We start from the raw sequence: 16,387 nt of genomic DNA, 5'->3' as shown, positions 1-16,387 counted from the left end.
CAGCGCTTTTAGCATCAGGGGCATGGAACATATACGGGCCTATATCGCGGCACTGAACTCGGCAATGGATATCCTCGCCGAGGCCGCCGCCGTTTCTGCTGCCGACCTTGCCGCCGCCGGCATGCCCGATGCCGCAGCGGACAATATTGCCCAGCTCGCGCAGGTCTACTTCGGCCCCACCAGCTTTCGCCGCCGCCAACGGCGCGCGGTGGATGGGGCGCGGCGTAACAGGCATTCACTGCCGACGCTGGAGGTTATCGAAAAGCATGCGCGTCGCGCGCCCACCCAAGCTCGCGCCTGGGCCCTGCGCGCCGAGCTTGCCCATATCTCTTGTGACACGCGGGAGATGGAAAAGCTCGCCCGCACAAAGCTGCGCAAGATGCGCGCGCCACGCGAGCCTAAGCCTGGCGTGCGGCTGCGGCGCCGCGCCGCCGGAAAGCCGTGGACGCTTTCTATCACCGGTCCTTCCGCGCTCATTGCGGAACTTCACCAGCATGCCGGCTCGCTTGCCGACGTCGCCTCCCTCTTCCGCACCGGTGCCTCTACCTCTACCGTGCGCACTAATGTTGTGGTGCCACTAGATAAATTGGTCGGCGTGGCCCATGGCAGTGATGATGTGGTGCTGACTATGACCAACGGCGCGCAGATAACCGGTGCCGAATTGGCCCAGCGCGCGCTGGCAGAGGAGGGGTTTGTCACCCTGCTGCATCCCGTGGAAGGTCCGGTGAATCTGTACCGCATGCGCCGCGGGGCGACCTGGAAGCAGTTTATGATGGCTGCGGCGGAAAACCCCACCTGCCCGGTTAAGGGCTGCCACAAGCCTGCCGATGAGTGCCAAGTCCACCACATATTCAGCTGGGCCGGCGGCGGGTGGACGAACGCGAAGAACCTCACCACCGCCTGCGCTTATCACAATGGCCGCAATGACGATCATCGCACCGGCCCGCCGCGCAACGGTCGCTTCGAGCGCACGGCCCACGGCGTGCGCTGGGTCAACCCCTGGGAAGAGCCCCCGCCGGATCTGGTTGACACTAGCCCTACCTAGGCGCCTGCCGCGTAGGCTAGACCTATGTTCTCGCAGCAGCCTTTTTCGCAGTGGATGCCCAACTACAAGTTTGCTTATATCGCCGCCTGGGTTGCGGCGGTGGTCTCCGGCATCGCACTGCTTACTGGCCTCGTTACTGGCGGCACCCCGATGACGCTGGTGTTTTCCGCGATCGTTTGTGCTTATGGCATCTTCCTTATCGCAGTGATGCCGCGTTGGGCGCTGAAAGACGAGGAGGAACAGGCCGCCCGACGCCGTGCTCGCGCTGCCCGCGAAGAACTCAAGCGCTCCTAGCCATGCGCACCAGGTCGACCACGTAGATTGCTACCGCTAAGCCGATAATGCCGAAGCCGATCCACCGGTGGGTCGAAAAGTGCTCGTGGGTGACGAAAAGCGCCCATAGCATTTGCATGATGGGGGTGAGGTATTGGAGCATGCCGATCGTCGATAAGCGTAGCGACCGCGCGCCCTCTGCAAAGCAGAGAAGCGGCAGCGCGGTGATTAAGCCGGCGCTTACCAAAAGCAGCGCGTGGCCGGTGCCTTCGCTAGCGAAGGTGCCTTGGCCGCTACTTTCTAGCCACAGGATGTAGCCCACCGCTAGTGGTGACATCACGAGCGCCTCCGCTGCCACCGAGACGGCCGAGGATACCCGCACCTGCTTTTTGAGCAGCCCATAAATCCCGAAGCTGAAGGCCAATAACAGCGAAATATAGGGCGCCTGGCCGGTAAAGAACGTCAAATACAGCACCGCGATGGCCGCAACTGCCACCGCGCCGGCCTGCCACGGCCGCAGCCGCTCTTTCAAAAACACCATGCCGAGGGCAACTGATACGAGGGGATTGATGAAGTACCCCAGCGCCGCATCGGCTACGTGGTTGCTATTAATCGCTACCACGTAGGTGCCCCAATTGGCCGTGATAAATACTCCCGCGGCCGCGAGCCAGCCCCACGTGCGCTTGTCCATGCGCACTAACTCACGCCATCGGCCGGCGAGGCACAAAAATCCCGTGACCAACACCGCGGTCCACAGCACGCGGTGGGCCAGGATTTCTAAAGGCGATGCCGGCAACAAGAGAGGGAAGAACGCGGGGAAAAATCCCCACATGATGTAGGCGGCCAGCGTGTAGAGCATCACAAAATAATAGCCCATTTTGACCGCCCCGCTATGATGAGCCGCATGGCCAAAAACTCCTCCTTCGTCCACCTGCACAACCACACCGAATTTTCCATGCTGGACGGCATGGCCAAGGTCGATATGCTGGCAGACGAGGTGGTCCGCCAGAAAATGCCGGCCGTAGGCATGACCGACCACGGCAATATGTACGGCTCCGATGCCTTCTACCGCCGCATGACCGGCGCCGGTATCAAGCCCATTATCGGCATCGAGGCGTATATGGCACCGGAGTCTCGCTTCAATAAAAAGCGCGTGCTGTGGGGCACACCGGACCAAAAGCGCGACGATGTTTCCGCTTCCGGCGCCTACCTCCACCAGACAATGATTGCGGAAAACGCCACCGGCCTGCGCAACCTTTTTACCCTGTCCTCGTTGGCCTCCTATGAGGGCCAGCTGGGCAAGTGGCCGCGCATGGATGCTGAGCTCATCGCGGAGCATGCTGACGGCATCATTGCCACCACCGGCTGTCCTTCGGGCGACGTCCAGACCCGCCTGCGCCTAGGCCAGTTCAATGAGGCGCTTGAGGCTGCGGCCATGTGGCAAGACATCTACGGCAAAGATAACTTCTTTTTGGAGTTGATGGACCATGGTCTGGACATCGAAAAGCGCACGCGCGATGGCCTATTAGAGATCGGCCGCAAGCTGGACCTGCCGCCGCTGGTGACCAACGACTGCCACTACGTTTTGGAATCCCAGGCGCCGGCGCACGAGGCGATGTTGTGCGTGCAGACCGGCAAGACCTTTATGGACCCTGATCGCTTCAAGTTCGGCGGCACCGGCTACTACATTAAATCGGCCGCGCAGATGCGCGAGACCTGGGACGATATGATTCCAGATGGCTGCGACAACACGCTGTGGATTGCCGAGCGCGTCCAAGACTACGGCGAGATTTGGGAAGAACACACCCACGATCGCATGCCTATTGCCGACGTCCCCGAGGGCCACACCCCAACCTCCTGGCTCACCCACGAGGTTATGGAGGGCCTGCAAGCGCGCTTCCCCGGCCAGGATGTTCCGGAGGAATACATTGAACGCGCGAAGTATGAGATTTCCGTCATTGAGATGAAGGGATACCCGTCCTACTTCCTTATCGTGGCCGAGCTCATCAAGCACGCGCGCTCGGTGGGCATTCGTGTAGGGCCAGGCCGTGGTTCGGCGGCCGGCGCGCTTGTCGCTTACGCACTGACCATTACCAATATCGACCCCCTGGAACATGATCTCCTTTTCGAGCGATTCTTGAATCCCGAGCGCCCGTCCGCTCCCGATATCGATATCGACTTCGATGACCGCCGCCGCGGCGAAATGATCACCTATGCGGCCGAGCGCTGGGGCGAGGACAAGGTGGCGCAGGTGATTACCTTCGGCACGGTGAAGACGAAGCAGGCCATTAAGGACTCCGCCAAGGTGCACTTTGGCCAGCCTGGCTTCCAGATGGCCGACCGCATCAACGCGGCGTTGCCACCTGCGATCATGGCCAAAGATATTCCGCTTAAGGGCATCACGGACCCGGATCACGAGCGTTATTCTGAGGCCACCGAGGTTCGCCAGATGGTGGAATCCGACCCGGATGTGAAAAAGATTTATGACACGGCTAGGGGCTTGGAAGGCGTCGTCAGGCAGGCGGGCGTGCACGCCTGTGCGGTGATTATGGCCTCGGTCCGCCTCATGGACCACATCCCCATGTGGAAGCGCCCGGCCGACGGCGCCTACATTACTGGTTGGGACTACCCGGCGTGTGAGGCCATCGGCCTGCTGAAGATGGACTTCCTGGGCCTGCGTAACCTCACCGTTATCGGCGATGCCATCGAAAACATCAAGCGCAACCGCGGCGAAGAAATCCACCTGGAGCAGCTGCATGCCGACGACCCCAAAGTCTCCAAGGTCTATGACCTGCTCTCGCGCGGCGATACGCTGGGCGTCTTCCAGCTCGACTCCGGCGGTATGCAAGAGCTGCTCAAACGCATGAAGCCAACCGGCTTTAAAGATATTGTCGCCTCCCTTGCGCTCTACCGCCCCGGCCCGATGGGCGTCAACGCCCACTGGGACTATGCGGATCGTAAGAACGGCCGGAAGGAAATCACCCCGATTCACCCGGAGCTGGAAGAGCCCCTGAAGGAAATCCTGGATGAGACCTACGGCCTCATCGTCTACCAGGAGCAGATCATGCGTATCTCGCAAAAAGTGGCCAACTACACGGCCGGCGAGGCAGATGGCTTCCGTAAGGCGATGGGTAAGAAAAAACCCGAAGTGTTGGCCCAGCAGTACGACAAGTTCTGGGGCGGCATGCAAGAAAACGGCTATTCAAAGTCCGCCATGGATGCGCTTTGGGGCACCATCGAGCCCTTCGCGTCCTACGCGTTTAATAAGTCCCACGCCGCGGGCTATGGCCTGGTGTCTTTCTGGACGGCCTACCTCAAGGCCTACTACGCACCGGAATACATGGCCGCGCTGTTGACTTCGGTGGGCGATAAGAAAGACAAGTCTGCCATCTACCTTTCGGACTGCCGCCACCTGGGCATTAAGGTGCTCCCGCCTTCCGTCAACGAATCCGAAGAAGACTTCCAGGCGGTGGGAGAGGATATCCGCTTCGGCATGGGCGCTATCCGCAACGTCGGCTCGGAAGTGGTGGAATCCATCATTAAGTCGCGCCACGACAAGGGCGCGTTTACCTCGTTTGGTGACTACCTGGACAAGATCGAGCTGACCGCCTGCACTAAGCGCGTAACAGAAGCGCTCATCAAGGCCGGTGCCTTCGATGACTTGAACCACCCGCGCAAGGGTCTCATGCTCATTCATGAAGACGCGGTGGATGCGGTGCAAACCACCAAGAAGGCCGCTGATAAGGGCCAGTTCGATCTTTTCGCCGGAATCGGCGGAGGAGAAGATAACGAGGTCGCCAATGCCTTTGCCATGGATATCCCAGAAGATGAGTGGGACCGAAAGCACGAGCTTGCCCTCGAACGCGAGATGCTTGGCTTGTACGTGTCCGGCCACCCGCTCGATGGCTTCGAAGAGGCGCTGGCCGCGCAAACGGATACCCCGCTGACTAAGATCCTCAACGATGAGGTGCGCAACGGCCAAGAGCTCATCATCGGTGGCATCATCTCGGGCGTGGACCGCCGCTTCTCCAAGCGCGATGGCTCCCCATGGGCCATTGTCACGGTGGAAGACCACAACGGCGCACAGGTGGAAATCTTAGTATTCAACAAGGTCTACTCTCTCGTCGCCCCGCAGATTGTGGAGGACAACATCATCTTGGCGCGCGTGAACGTCAAGATTCGCGATGAGCGGCGTTCCCTGTTCTGCTCCGATATTCGCGTTCCGGACCTCGGCCCGGGCGGGGGTGCGGGCCTGCCGCTGCGCCTGACTATGCGCACGGACCAGTGCACCATGGAAAATATTGCCCGGCTCAAGCAGGTTCTGCTCAAAAACCAGGGCGAGTCGGACGTGTATCTCGAGCTTGTCGACGGCTCCGAGTCCACCATCATGATCCTCGGCGACCACCTGCGCGTGGAACGCTCCGGCAACCTCATGGGCGATCTCAAAGCCACCATGGGCGCGGGCATCTTAGGCTGAATCTAATTTCGGTGGCCGGCTACCCCCTCCACCAATATAGACAGCACAGTCTATTTTTGATGGAGGAAACCTGATGGTTGCTAAGATTCGCACCACCCATGTCGGCTCGCTGCCGCGCACCCCGGAGCTCCTGGAGGCCAACCTGAAGCGCGGGGAGCTGCCGGCCGCGGAGTTCCAGGGGATTTTGGAGGCTGCGGTGGCGGACGTCGTCAAGCGGCAGCTTGATCTGGGCCTCGATATCATTAACGAGGGCGAATACGGCCATATCACCTCGGGCGCTGTGGACTATGGCGCATGGTGGAATTACTCATTTAGCCGCCTAGGCGGGCTGACGATGACGGATACCGACCGCTGGGAATCGGCTGAGGTAGTGCGCTCCAAACCGGGGGAGCCGCGGCTGACGTCGTTCATTGATCGCCGCGACCGCGCGCTGTTTTCGGAGGCCTACAATGACCCGGATTCTGGCATCTTCACCGGCCGAGCCAAGGTGGCAAACCCAGAATTTACCGGCCCGGTAACCTACATTGGACAAGATGAGGTCGCCGCCGATGTCCGCCTGCTTGCCGACGCCCTACCTTCCGGCACCCCAGGCTTCATCGCCGCCCTTTCCCCCGGTTCGGCTGCGCGCCTTAACAATCGTTACTACGACGATGAGCACCAGCTGCTTGCCGACGTCGGCCGTGCCATGCGCACTGAATACCAAGCCATCACCGATGCCGGGCTCACTGTGCAATTCGATGCACCCGACCTGGCCGAGGCCTGGGACCAAATCAACCCGGAGCCAACCGTAGAGGACTTCCGTGGCTTCATTCGTGAGCGCATCGACGTCCTTAATGATTCCATCGCCGGCCTGCCCAAGGAACAAACGCGCCTGCACATCTGCTGGGGCTCCTGGCACGGCCCGCACGTAACCGACGTCCCATTTGCAGATATCATCGAGGAAATTTTGCGGGCCGAGGTCGGCGGATTCTCTTTCGAAGCCGCGTCACCGCGTCACGCGCACGAATGGCGCGTGTGGCAGGACCACGCGCTGCCGGAAGGCACCGTGATTTACCCAGGCGTGGTTTCGCACTCCACCAACGCGGTAGAGCATCCGCGCCTCGTGGCAGATCGCATCATCCAATTCGCCGAGGTAGTAGGCCCTGAAAATGTTATCGCGTCGACCGATTGCGGTTTGGGCGGTCGCCTGCACCCCCAGATTGCGTGGGCGAAGCTGCAATCTTTGGTAGAAGGCGCTGACATCGCTACCCGCGAACTGTTCTAAAACGCCGAAAGCCGCTCCGAAACTCCGGAGCGGCTTAATCTGTGGCGTTTAGAAGCGCACGCCCAGCTGCTTGAGGGCGTTCTTCATCGGCTCCAGCACAGCCGGGTTTACCGTGGCAACCATGTTGAAGGCCTGCAGCAGCGCAGCCACGAGGCTGGCGGCCACGGTCACCCAGCTCGTGACCTCGAGGAACTTTTCGGGGGTGGAAGAGCCCCAAATAGGCAGACGCTCAAGTGCCTCGATCTGGTGCTGCTCCGCCTCCTTGGCGACGCAGTCCGGCTCCTTGGGCATTCCGGAAGAACCGTAGCCATTGGCAAGGCCCTACATAAGCTCCTGCGGGGTGCGAGCGGAAGATCCGAGCTCGCCGCTCTTGATCTTTTTGAGGTGCTCTTCCTTGTCCTTGTCGACCTCGGCCTGGCACTCAGCCGAAAGTTGCTTTGGCTGCTCTTCTGCGGCAGAAGCGGTAGCTGGTGCGACGAGGCCTGCTGCCACGGCGGTGGCGGCCAGGCCAACGGGGCGCGCGGACACAGAGTTAATCTCCCTGTTACCACCAGCGGAGATGGCGCCGATCTTGTGCGGGTGGGAGGGATCGGAACCATCTAAGATATCGACCTCGCCGGAGCGCGCATTGACGGTGAGGATGCGCTGGGACGCGGCGTGATAAGCGACGATTTCGGCGGCCGATTTGCCCAGCACACCCGATTCATGAGAACCGATGGGGTTAAGCTGCAGCGCAGCGGTGGGCGCGGAATGCTCCAGCACGTTACCACGACGTGGGCATGCGCGGCAGGGGAGCAGGCGAGGACGAGCGAGGAGGTAACGCAGAGAGAGATGCGTTTGAGCATAGATATTCCTTTCTTGTGGTTATGTCCACTATTGCCTACGTAGGTAACGGTGCAACTAAAGGCCAGTGAATTTCCAGCGAATGGGTAGACTGTCAAGACATGACTGATTCGACCATCCATGCATCCGATATCCAGCAGGCTCAGGCACGGATTAGCTCGGAAATCGCCCCGACTCCGCTGCAGTATTGCGCCCGGCTTTCGGCCGAGACGGGCTGCGAGGTCTACCTCAAGCGGGAGGATCTGCAGGACGTGCGCTCCTATAAGATTCGTGGCGCGTTAAACGGGATGTCGAATCTGCCGCAAGAGCAGCGGCACCGGGGAATTGTTACGGCCTCGGCCGGCAATCATGCGCAGGGCGTGGCTTATGCCTGCCGCACAATGGGAATCGCCGGCAAGATTTTTGTGCCAGAGCCCACGCCAATGCAAAAGCGCGACCGCATCCTGGTTCACGGCGGCGACCAAGTAGAACTGGTGGTAGTTGGTTCCAACTTCGATGAGGCAGCCGCAGCCGCGCATGCCGACGCCGCCGAGCGCGACGCCGCCTTCATCGAGCCCTTCGACGCCCGCGATACCATCACCGGGCAGGGCACCGTAGCCGCAGAGGTTCTCGCGCAGCTTTCGGCCAAGGGCAAGTCGCCCGATGCCGTTGTCGTTCCCGTAGGAGGCGGTGGCCTGATTTCTGGCATCACCTCCTATCTGGCGGATATGGCACCGGATACTCGGGTGGTGGGCATGGAGCCGGAAGGGGCGGCGTCGCTAAGAGCGGCATTTGACCACGGGGGCCCAGTCACGCTGGATGCGGTCGACCCCTTCGTTGATGGCGCGGCCGTAAAGCGCTTGGGCGCGCTGCCCTATGAGATTTTGGACGCCAATCGCGAGCGCCTGAGCTTTGACACCGTGTCCGAAGGCGCGGTGTGCACGGACTTGCTCAACCTGTATCAAAATGAGGGCATCATTGCCGAGCCGGCCGGTGCATTGTCGGTGGCGGGCCTGCACCAGCTGGACCTGAAACCGGGCTCGACGGTGGTGTGCGTGATTTCCGGCGGCAATAATGACGTGCTGCGCTATGCGGAAATCATGGAGCGCTCCCTAGTCCACCGGGGGCTCAAGCATTACTTCCTGGTGAACTTCCCGCAGGAGCCCGGGCAGCTGCGCCACTTTTTACACGAGATTTTGGGTCCGACCGATGACATCACACTCTTTGAGTATCTCAAGCGCAATAACCGGGAAACCGGTGCGGCGCTAGTGGGCCTGCAGCTTAGCCGCGCCGAGGATCTCGACGGCCTGCTGCAACGCATGGGTGAATCCAAGATTTCGGTGCAGTACCTCAAGCCCGGTACTCCCGAGTATGAATTCCTCGTAGCCTAATGCAGAATTCTTATCGTCGCCCAGTAGGCCAGGTTGAACACGACATTGAAATCAAGCGTTCCCGATTTATTACTTTGATCGGCCGCGTCACCAATGAGGAAGAGGCCCGCGCGTTTATCGACGCCGCCCGCACCCGCTTTCCCGACGCCCGTCACCATTGCTCCGCCTACGTCTATCACGTCGACGGCGCAAACCCGGTGGAGCGCTCCTCCGATGATGGCGAGCCCTCCGGCACTGCCGGAAAACCCATGCTGGATGTGGTCAAAGGCTCCGGCATGCTCGATGTCTGCGCAGTGGTAGTGCGCTACTTCGGTGGCATCAAGCTAGGCGCCGGCGGCCTTGTGCATGCCTATGGTGGCGCGGTGAGTGAGGCCATGGAAAAGGTGCGTGCGGTAACCCGGGCGCGCCGGGAGCTCTATGCCGTGGAGTGCCCACATGCAACGGCCGGGCGAGTGGAGGCGGACCTGCGCGGGCGCGGTTATGAGATAACCGATACCGCCTACGCGGCCGCAGTAACCTTTACCGTGGCCGTGCGCCCAGGCGGGCTGGAAGAGCTGGAAGCAACGCTGGCAGCGATCTCGCAGGGCCAGCTCGCGGCGGCAGAAGCTGGCAGCGCGTGGGTTGAGGTAGGATCCTGAACATGAGTATGCAGCAGCGACCGAATAACCCCATTGCGCAGCGCAAGCAGCAGGTGCGCAAGCACTCCCGCAACGCCGTTGTGTGCGTGGCTGGCGGCCTCGGCGTGGGCGCAGTGCTGGGTGCGCTATCGGCTAGTTTCTGGGCCTGGATGTTGGTGGGCGCCATCGTCGCCGTAGTCGGTGGCGGCTATAACTGGCTGAAGATCCAGAAAATCGTCAACGAGAACCACAACCAGTATTAGATGCCGGCACCGCAACCTAGCGGCCGCCCAGTCCGGATTGATGCCTGGGTGTGGGCCGTGCGCATGTTTAAGACCCGTTCGGCGGCCGCGACGGCCGTGCGCGCCGGGCATGTCAAGATAAATGGCGAGGCTGTCAAGCCCTCCCAGCAGGTGGTGCCGGGCGACCGTGTGCGCGTGTGGCGCAATCACCACGAGCATGACCTTGAGGTCTTAGCGACTGTGGCCAAGCGCGTGGGCGCACCCGTGGCGCGTACGTGCTACACGGACCATGCGCCGCCGCCTCCACCCAAGGAGTTTATGCCGTCGGTACCCGTGCGCCCACGCGGGGCGGGCCGACCGACGAAGAAGGAACGACGCGATATGGAGAAATTCCGCGGCGGTTTCCGATAATCAGCCGAAACTAGTGGGCAGCGCGCAAAGCTTTCAGGCGCGCACTAAGCCGACGCTTGCGGCCCGGGCGGTCGCCGGATTCGGCGGTGGCCTCGATATGCTGCTTGCCAAATTTGTTGAGCAGCAAGTCGTCGATAAGCCGCACCTGGCCGGGACGAAAGCGGTAGCGCATGGCGTCGTGGACGTGGGCAATGGCAGTATCGTCAAGCAGCTGCTCGAGCTGGCTCAAGTGGCGCACGCCGTTTTGCTCCAATAACTCCGCCAAGAATCGGTAGTGCTCCGAGCGCGAGAGCGGGAAACGGTTGCCCAGGATAATGGCCAGCACGCCCGGTAGGGTCTCGGCGGTAAGCTCGACGTCGCGATCGGTTTCCGTACCTGGGGCCTTGAGTGCAGCAATCTCGTCGAATTGCTGGTCCGCAAGCTCGATAAGCCCCGCGGCCAAGGTAAAGAGGCGGTCCACTTCAGGTGAGGGCGGGTTGGGCCCTTGCTTGTAGCGGATATCGTGCTCAAACTCTGCCCATGCGTGCTGCAGAACGGTGCGAATCTGCACTTCAAAGGTCCAACCTACGTAGTTCGCGAGCTCTTCCATTGCGGCAGCGCTATCTTCGGTCACGGTGAGCACGAGGTGGTGGGAGCCGTAGCCAAAGCCGCCGGAAATGCGGGTCTCGGCTGCTTTATCAACGGAACGCTCGACTTTAAACGATTCACCAAAAACGCTCAGCGCTTCTGGAATCGCGGTGGAGTGAAACAGCGTGACCCGCACCCCCATCACATCGTGGATCTCCTGCCACGGCTGGGGGTAGACAAAATCGCCGTTCTCGCGTCGCTTTTTGGCCTTTGCCTTTAGCGAGGGCCAAGTCTTGACGCGGGTGGAAACGCGGTCGAAGATGATGCCGGCGTCATTGAGGAGATCCTCGATGGCGGTGCGGAAGTCCCCCGCAGCGGTGGGGTGGTTGCGCGCCCAGTCGTGGTACTGGTTGCTTAGCCGCGACATCCTACTTTCCGGCATGGTGCTCCTTTCATAACTCCCGCGGGAATCCGTTAGACCATACTAGCGGGCGCGGGTGGAGCACGGTGCGATGGTAGGGCACGCGCGCGACGGCATCGGCAGCCAGCTGGCAGGCATAGGTGTCCGGCAGGCGGGCAAAAACGAAGAGGGTGGCGGAGTCTGGGACAAGGTAGGTCAGCGAGTGCGAACGCAGGAGGCGGCGCATGTGCTTGTCCAGCACAGTAAATGTTTCTGGGTGAGCGATCCAGGAGGAAATCGGTGCGCCGTGGGAGCGAACCTGTAGGCCCCCGAGGTGGGAGGCGGAAGGGAGCTCGCAGGCAGCCGGACGAGTCCAGAAACGCAGTCCCTGCGAATCGAGGGCGGCGCGTTGCAGGTTATGTGAGGCGTGGTTCCACGCCCGGCGCGTGGAAATGTCCATGTCTGCCAAGCCGCGGTGGCTTAGTCGGCGAAAGCTACGCTTGCCTGGAAAGACAAGCGCCATGGACAGGCTGGGGGAGAGCTGGATGGTGGCAAGGGAATCGCAAAAGCCGTCGTCGGAAAGCCGCTGTTCTTTCAGCCAGGAACGGGCAAAGAGGGCAGGCAGCAGGTTTGCGGTGGTAGGACGCGGCGAACGCAGGGCGACGGTCACGACGGGGCTCTCCAGTGGGGTAGGGTGCAGTCGCCTTTATTGGACTGGAGAAACCGCCGTTTGGTTCCCGGGAAAATTAAAAGGGCGGCTCGGCGTCGAGTTGGAGTTCGGCAAAGAGCTTATCGGCCGGCCAGATGTCGATTTTTTGGCCCTTGGCCTGCAGTTCCTCCGCACGCTTTTCCTTGGAGGTTTTCTTGGCCCATTCGCCCACGATAAGCAGCGTGGTCTTTTTGGTGACGTTTTTGGCTACCTGGCCGCCGCGCTCGGCGATGCCCTGCCACAGCACCCCCTTGTCATAGGGCTCGAAATCACCGGTGAGGGTGACATGCTTGCCATAAAGTGCGCCTTCCGGATCAGCGTCTGGATTGGGCTCGGGGATAGTATCCGGCGTGGCGACAGACTGCCAGGGGGCGGGGCCACCGGACTTCTTTTTTGCCGAGCCGGCCGCACGGGTTTGGTCGCGGAAGTCGGTGCCTGCGCCGAGGTCGGCGCCGGAGGTCGGGGCCGTGTGGGCGCGCAGGACGGGAAGGACGGCCGTGGACTCGAGGCGGCCAAGGGTGAACTCGCGGGCGGTGAATAGATCGCGGATGCTGCCGGTGTGTCCGAAGCGCTCTGCCAAGCGGGCGATGATTTCGCCGGCTGCGCGGGCATCTTCGGTGGCGTCGTGATGGCTAAAATCCGGAGCGGAAAGGTGGGCTGCGACGGTGGGCAGCTTGTGATTGCGCACCGAAATTACCTTGGCTTTAGAGGCGTCGCGGGCTAGCGCGAGGGAGCATGCCAGCGGCACCGTGGGTACCTCGGCGCCGGAGGCAAGCAGGCCGGAGCGCAGTGCGGTGGAATCGAATTGGGCGTTGTGTGCGACAAGTACGTCGCCGCCGAGGAAGTCGAAGAGCTCCTTGGCGACGTCGGCAAAAGCTGGCGCCCCTTCCACATCGCTCGCGGTTATGCCGTGGATGGAGACGTTGATATCCGCAAAGTGCTCTAGGCCCGGCGGAGGGGTGCACAGCCAGGAACGGGAGTCGGTCTCTTGGCCATCGCGGAAGCGAACCGCGCCGATTTGGCAGATAGAGCCCCAGTTATCATTGGCCGTTTCTACATCCACGGCGGTGAAATCGAGCCCCGGGATGGTGGCGGTGGCGGAGGGGGCCTCGCCGCGCTGGGCGGCGGCGATGGCGCGGGCGACGGCCTGCGGGTCTTGGTGCGGGGCGAAAGCGATGGAACCGGCGGCGCCAAGGTCGAGGGCGCCAAAGCCGGTGGCGGTCGGTTCATTCACGCGCACAGTGTCGATGGAATCGAGCGGGATATCCTGCGTGGCGGGGGCGCCAAGACTGGTGGCCAGCAGCGTGCGGTGGAGCACGAGTTTATCCGCTGTGACATCGATGAGTACGCCGTGCGCGGGAAATGACACGAGGGGCCTTTCTCTAGGAGTCAAAAACGGGCGGCTCAACCTGACGCAAGATCAGCGTTGAACGCGGTTGCACCGTGATCGTACCCTCTGCCTCAATGAGGGTTTCCTCCGCGGGGTAGCCGCCGGAATCGGCGGTATCGACCATCAGCCGCCAGGTGGCGCCGAGATCCTTGGTAGGCAGGGTGAACTCGATTTCGCCGTCGTGGGAGTTGAATATCATGATGAAGGAATCATCGGTGATACGTTCGCCGCGGGAGGTGGTCTCCGTGATGGCATTGCCATTGAGGTAGACCATAAGAGCGCGGCCGAAATCGTGGTCCCAGTCGTCTTGGGTCATCAGGCGACCAGAGGGGACCAGCCAGGCGATATCGCGTTCTTTTACATCCGCTCCTAGCGGGCCACCGGCCAAGAAGCGTTTGCGGCGGAATACGGGGTGGCGGTTGCGAATGGCCAGCACGCGCTTGGTAAATCCCAGCATCGCGGCGGACTTTTCCTCTTTCAGCATGGACCAGTCCATCCATGCCAGCTCGTTGTCCTGGCAGTAGACGTTATTATTTCCGTCTTGGGTGCGGCCGAACTCATCGCCGTGCGAGAGCATCGGAGTGCCTTGGGAGAGTAGGAGAGTGGTCAGGAAATTGCGTACTTGGCGGCGGCGCAGCTTGCGGATTTCTTCGTTATCGGTGGGGCCTTCTTCACCGCAGTTCCAGGAGCGGTTGAAGGACTCGCCGTCGCGGTTGTCCTCGCCATTGGCCTCGTTGTGCTTGTCGTTATAGGACACGAGGTCGCGCAGAGTAAAGCCATCGTGGGCGGTGATGAAGTTGATAGAAGCGGTGGGGCGGCGGTCATTCTCGGCATAAAGATCCGAAGAGCCGGTCAGTCGGGAGGCGAATTCACCCAGGGTAGCGGGCTCACCGCGCCAGAAATCGCGGACGGTATCGCGGTACTTGCCGTTCCATTCGCTCCAAATAGGTGGGAAGTTGCCTACCTGGTAGCCATCGTGGCCAATGTCCCAGGGCTCGGCGATGAGCTTGACCTGGCTGACAATGGGGTCTTGTTGGACAAGGTCGAAGAAGGTAGCGAGCTTATCGACGTCGTCAAGCTCCCGCGCCAAAGTCGCCGCCAGGTCGAAGCGGAAGCCGTCGACTCGCATCTCGGTGACCCAGTAGCGCAGGGAATCCATAATCAGCTGCAGCGAGTGTGGGTTGCGGACATTGAGGGAATTGCCGGTGCCGGTGTAGTCCATGTAGTGGGCTTCATCGCCTTCGACGAGGCGATAGTAAGCGCCATTGTCAATGCCGCGGAAGGCAATGGTGGGCCCCATGTGGTTGCCTTCGGCGGTGTGGTTATAAACCACGTCGAGGATTACCTCGATGCCTGCCTCGTGGAAGGCGCGGACCATGGTCTTGAATTCGGAGACCACCTCGCCTGGCTTTTTGGCATAGGCGTAGTCATGGTGCGGGGCGAAAAAGCCGAAGGTGTTATAGCCCCAGTAGTTGCGCAGGCCCAAGTTGCGCAGCCGATCGTCTTGCAAGAATTGGTGGACGGGCATGAGCTCGACGGTGGTGACGCCGAGCTCCTTGAAGTAGTCAATGATGGCGGGGTGCGCCATGCCGGCGTAGGTACCGCGCAGTTCTTCCGGCACGTCTGGGTGGGTCATAGTCATGCCCTTGACGTGGGTTTCGTAAATGACCTTCTCGTTGTCTGGAATGTGCGGGCGATGGTCGCTGCGCCAGTCAAAGAAAGGGTTGATGACCACGGAGAGCATGGTGTGGCCCAGCGAATCTTCTTCGTTGCGGCCGGTGCCAGGTTCTTCGGCGTGGATGTCATAGGAATATAGGGAGGCATCGCCGTCGAATTCGCCGTCGAAGGCGCGGGCATATGGATCTACGAGGAGCTTGGAAGGATCGCAGCGCAGGCCGTTTTCAGGTTCATAGGGGCCATAAACGCGGTAGCCATAGCGCTGGCCAGGGGTGACATTGGGGAGGTAGACATGCCACACATGGGCGGTGACCTCTGACATTTCTATGCGCTCTTCATTGCCTTCTTTGTCGATGAGGCAGAGCTCGACCTTGTCTGCAACCTCAGAAAATAGGGCAAAATTGGTGCCGGATCCGTCAAAGGTGGATCCCAGTGGGGTAGGTTTGCCAGGCCAGATTTGGCGGCCGTAGTGCTCGGTGGGCGTGGGGACTGCGTCCATGGCGGGAGTGTTCATGCCCACGAGCATAACCACTTTTTAGTCTCCAGTGCCGTGCGTAAGCCCAGCGTGAATAATGCGAATGCCGCGATGGAGGTCGTCGCGATAATTAGAGCCAGGAGCCTCGCCGGTGGTTTCTGCAAGCTGGCGTTGGGACTGTTCCATCAAGGTGGCACCGAGTACGAGGTGAATGGCCGATAGGGCGGCGGCGCGGTGGGTACTGTCGGCTTCATAGGCACCACGCGCTGCGGCAGAGCAAAAGACGGATAAGAGGTAGTCCCAGGCGGGGGCCTGAGGCAGGGAGAGACCGGCAATGACTACCTCAGCGCCGTCGCGGTGGGCAAGTAGCGCATCGCGCAGGCTGAGGCTGAGCTCCTCGAGCGACTCCCCAGAAACGGGGGAGATAATGTACTCAGCCAAAGCCGCAATGAGCGCCTGTTTATTGGCAATGTGCCAGTAAAGCGCGCCGGGGGCAACGCCGAGGGAGGATGCAACGCGGCGCATGGTGACGTCGCCCAGCCCATAGGTATCAAGCAAGGAAATAGCGGCGTCGATAATACTCTCGCGATTGATATGCACCTTGGTGATTGTACGGACTAGGACTAG

The 16,387-nt window shown here is 61.1% G+C and carries 16 protein-coding genes; 8 read left to right on the top strand and 8 right to left on the bottom strand.

What is annotated here, in order from left to right:
• Nucleotides 1–22: 22 nt before the first annotated feature.
• Together MHK05_RS01560 and MHK05_RS01555 are read left to right on the top strand one after the other, a co-directional pair.
• The gene (locus tag MHK05_RS01560) at nucleotides 23–1,045 is read left to right on the top strand and encodes an HNH endonuclease signature motif containing protein (RefSeq protein ID WP_239204334.1); all 1,023 of its coding nucleotides are present in this window, start codon (nucleotides 23–25) and stop codon (nucleotides 1,043–1,045) included.
• Between the two features lie 24 nt (nucleotides 1,046–1,069).
• Nucleotides 1,070–1,339, top strand: a complete 270-nt coding sequence (locus MHK05_RS01555; protein ID WP_239204332.1) for a permease — start codon at nucleotides 1,070–1,072, stop codon at nucleotides 1,337–1,339.
• On the opposite strand, the gene rarD is transcribed toward MHK05_RS01555, so the two are convergent.
• Nucleotides 1,326–2,195 (bottom strand): EamA family transporter RarD, encoded by an 870-nt coding sequence (gene rarD, locus MHK05_RS01550; protein ID WP_239204330.1) that lies wholly within the window; start codon nucleotides 2,193–2,195, stop codon nucleotides 1,326–1,328. The two genes, MHK05_RS01555 and rarD, sit on opposite strands and share 14 nt — an antisense overlap.
• A gap of 27 nt (nucleotides 2,196–2,222) precedes the next feature.
• On the opposite strand from rarD, the gene dnaE reads away from it, so the two are divergent.
• Entirely contained in the window at nucleotides 2,223–5,795 is a 3,573-nt protein-coding gene (dnaE, locus tag MHK05_RS01545; protein ID WP_239204328.1) for a DNA polymerase III subunit alpha, read from the top strand.
• A 73-nt stretch (nucleotides 5,796–5,868) separates the two neighbouring features.
• Nucleotides 5,869–7,059 (top strand): cobalamin-independent methionine synthase II family protein, encoded by a 1,191-nt coding sequence (locus MHK05_RS01540; protein ID WP_023021229.1) that lies wholly within the window; start codon nucleotides 5,869–5,871, stop codon nucleotides 7,057–7,059.
• Nucleotides 7,060–7,107: 48 nt separating this feature from the next.
• Here the strand turns inward: MHK05_RS01540 and MHK05_RS01535 are convergent, their stop codons facing one another.
• A complete protein-coding gene (locus MHK05_RS01535) occupies nucleotides 7,108–7,350 on the bottom strand; it encodes a hypothetical protein (RefSeq protein ID WP_239204326.1) in 243 nt (80 codons plus the stop codon).
• Between the two features lie 30 nt (nucleotides 7,351–7,380).
• A complete protein-coding gene (locus MHK05_RS01530) occupies nucleotides 7,381–7,821 on the bottom strand; it encodes a hypothetical protein (protein ID WP_239204324.1) in 441 nt (146 codons plus the stop codon).
• Nucleotides 7,822–8,003: 182 nt separating this feature from the next.
• Here MHK05_RS01530 and ilvA point away from each other — a divergent pair, with 182 nt between their 5' ends.
• The 4 genes from ilvA to hslR are packed head-to-tail and all read left to right on the top strand — an operon-like array spanning nucleotide 8,004 to nucleotide 10,542.
• A complete protein-coding gene (gene ilvA / locus MHK05_RS01525) occupies nucleotides 8,004–9,272 on the top strand; it encodes a threonine ammonia-lyase IlvA (protein WP_023021232.1) in 1,269 nt (422 codons plus the stop codon).
• A complete protein-coding gene (locus tag MHK05_RS01520; RefSeq protein WP_239204322.1) occupies nucleotides 9,272–9,910 on the top strand; it encodes a YigZ family protein in 639 nt (212 codons plus the stop codon). Before ilvA ends, MHK05_RS01520 begins: the two co-directional genes overlap by 1 nt.
• A 2-nt stretch (nucleotides 9,911–9,912) precedes the next feature.
• Complete coding sequence (locus MHK05_RS01515; RefSeq protein WP_049361101.1) at nucleotides 9,913–10,152, top strand: hypothetical protein; 240 nt, start codon at nucleotides 9,913–9,915, stop codon at nucleotides 10,150–10,152.
• The gene (hslR, locus tag MHK05_RS01510; RefSeq protein WP_023021235.1) at nucleotides 10,153–10,542 is read left to right on the top strand and encodes an Hsp15 family ribosome-associated heat shock protein; all 390 of its coding nucleotides are present in this window, start codon (nucleotides 10,153–10,155) and stop codon (nucleotides 10,540–10,542) included.
• A 10-nt stretch (nucleotides 10,543–10,552) separates the two neighbouring features.
• Here the strand turns inward: hslR and MHK05_RS01505 are convergent, their stop codons facing one another.
• The 5 genes from MHK05_RS01505 to MHK05_RS01485 all read right to left on the bottom strand — a co-directional run bounded on the left by MHK05_RS01505 (nucleotide 10,553) and on the right by MHK05_RS01485 (nucleotide 16,360).
• Nucleotides 10,553–11,551: a GTP pyrophosphokinase gene (locus MHK05_RS01505; protein ID WP_239204320.1), complete on the bottom strand. Its 999-nt coding sequence runs from the start codon at nucleotides 11,549–11,551 to the stop codon at nucleotides 10,553–10,555.
• 10 nt (nucleotides 11,552–11,561) lie between these two features.
• Nucleotides 11,562–12,179: a hypothetical protein gene (locus MHK05_RS01500; protein WP_023021237.1), complete on the bottom strand. Its 618-nt coding sequence runs from the start codon at nucleotides 12,177–12,179 to the stop codon at nucleotides 11,562–11,564.
• A 76-nt stretch (nucleotides 12,180–12,255) separates the two neighbouring features.
• Nucleotides 12,256–13,587, bottom strand: a complete 1,332-nt coding sequence (locus MHK05_RS01495; RefSeq protein ID WP_239204318.1) for an exonuclease domain-containing protein — start codon at nucleotides 13,585–13,587, stop codon at nucleotides 12,256–12,258.
• Between the two features lie 13 nt (nucleotides 13,588–13,600).
• The gene (gene glgX / locus MHK05_RS01490; protein ID WP_239204316.1) at nucleotides 13,601–15,799 is read right to left on the bottom strand and encodes a glycogen debranching protein GlgX; all 2,199 of its coding nucleotides are present in this window, start codon (nucleotides 15,797–15,799) and stop codon (nucleotides 13,601–13,603) included.
• Between the two features lie 21 nt (nucleotides 15,800–15,820).
• The gene (locus tag MHK05_RS01485; protein WP_023021240.1) at nucleotides 15,821–16,360 is read right to left on the bottom strand and encodes a TetR family transcriptional regulator; all 540 of its coding nucleotides are present in this window, start codon (nucleotides 16,358–16,360) and stop codon (nucleotides 15,821–15,823) included.
• Nucleotides 16,361–16,387: the final 27 nt, after the last annotated feature.

The organism is Corynebacterium nasorum, assembly GCF_022347325.1.
Taxonomy (GTDB): Bacteria; Actinomycetota; Actinomycetes; order Mycobacteriales; family Mycobacteriaceae; genus Corynebacterium; species Corynebacterium kefirresidentii.
This window is presented reverse-complemented; position numbering and strand designations above follow the sequence as displayed.

Bases quoted from the DNA above. Each gene is read 5' to 3' on its own strand.
- glgX (WP_239204316.1), bottom strand. From the start codon at position 15,799: ATGAACACTCCCGCCATGGACGCAGTCCCCACGCCCACCGAGCACTAC.
- MHK05_RS01515 (WP_049361101.1), top strand. From the start codon at position 9,913: ATGAGTATGCAGCAGCGACCGAATAACCCCATTGCGCAGCGCAAGCAG.
- MHK05_RS01555 (WP_239204332.1), top strand. From the start codon at position 1,070: ATGTTCTCGCAGCAGCCTTTTTCGCAGTGGATGCCCAACTACAAGTTT.
- MHK05_RS01535 (WP_239204326.1), bottom strand. From the start codon at position 7,350: ATGCCCAAGGAGCCGGACTGCGTCGCCAAGGAGGCGGAGCAGCACCAG.
- MHK05_RS01520 (WP_239204322.1), top strand. From the start codon at position 9,272: ATGCAGAATTCTTATCGTCGCCCAGTAGGCCAGGTTGAACACGACATT.
- MHK05_RS01505 (WP_239204320.1), bottom strand. From the start codon at position 11,551: ATGCCGGAAAGTAGGATGTCGCGGCTAAGCAACCAGTACCACGACTGG.
- dnaE (WP_239204328.1), top strand. From the start codon at position 2,223: ATGGCCAAAAACTCCTCCTTCGTCCACCTGCACAACCACACCGAATTT.
- ilvA (WP_023021232.1), top strand. From the start codon at position 8,004: ATGACTGATTCGACCATCCATGCATCCGATATCCAGCAGGCTCAGGCA.
- rarD (WP_239204330.1), bottom strand. From the start codon at position 2,195: ATGGGCTATTATTTTGTGATGCTCTACACGCTGGCCGCCTACATCATG.
- hslR (WP_023021235.1), top strand. From the start codon at position 10,153: ATGCCGGCACCGCAACCTAGCGGCCGCCCAGTCCGGATTGATGCCTGG.
- MHK05_RS01560 (WP_239204334.1), top strand. From the start codon at position 23: ATGGAACATATACGGGCCTATATCGCGGCACTGAACTCGGCAATGGAT.
- MHK05_RS01540 (WP_023021229.1), top strand. From the start codon at position 5,869: ATGGTTGCTAAGATTCGCACCACCCATGTCGGCTCGCTGCCGCGCACC.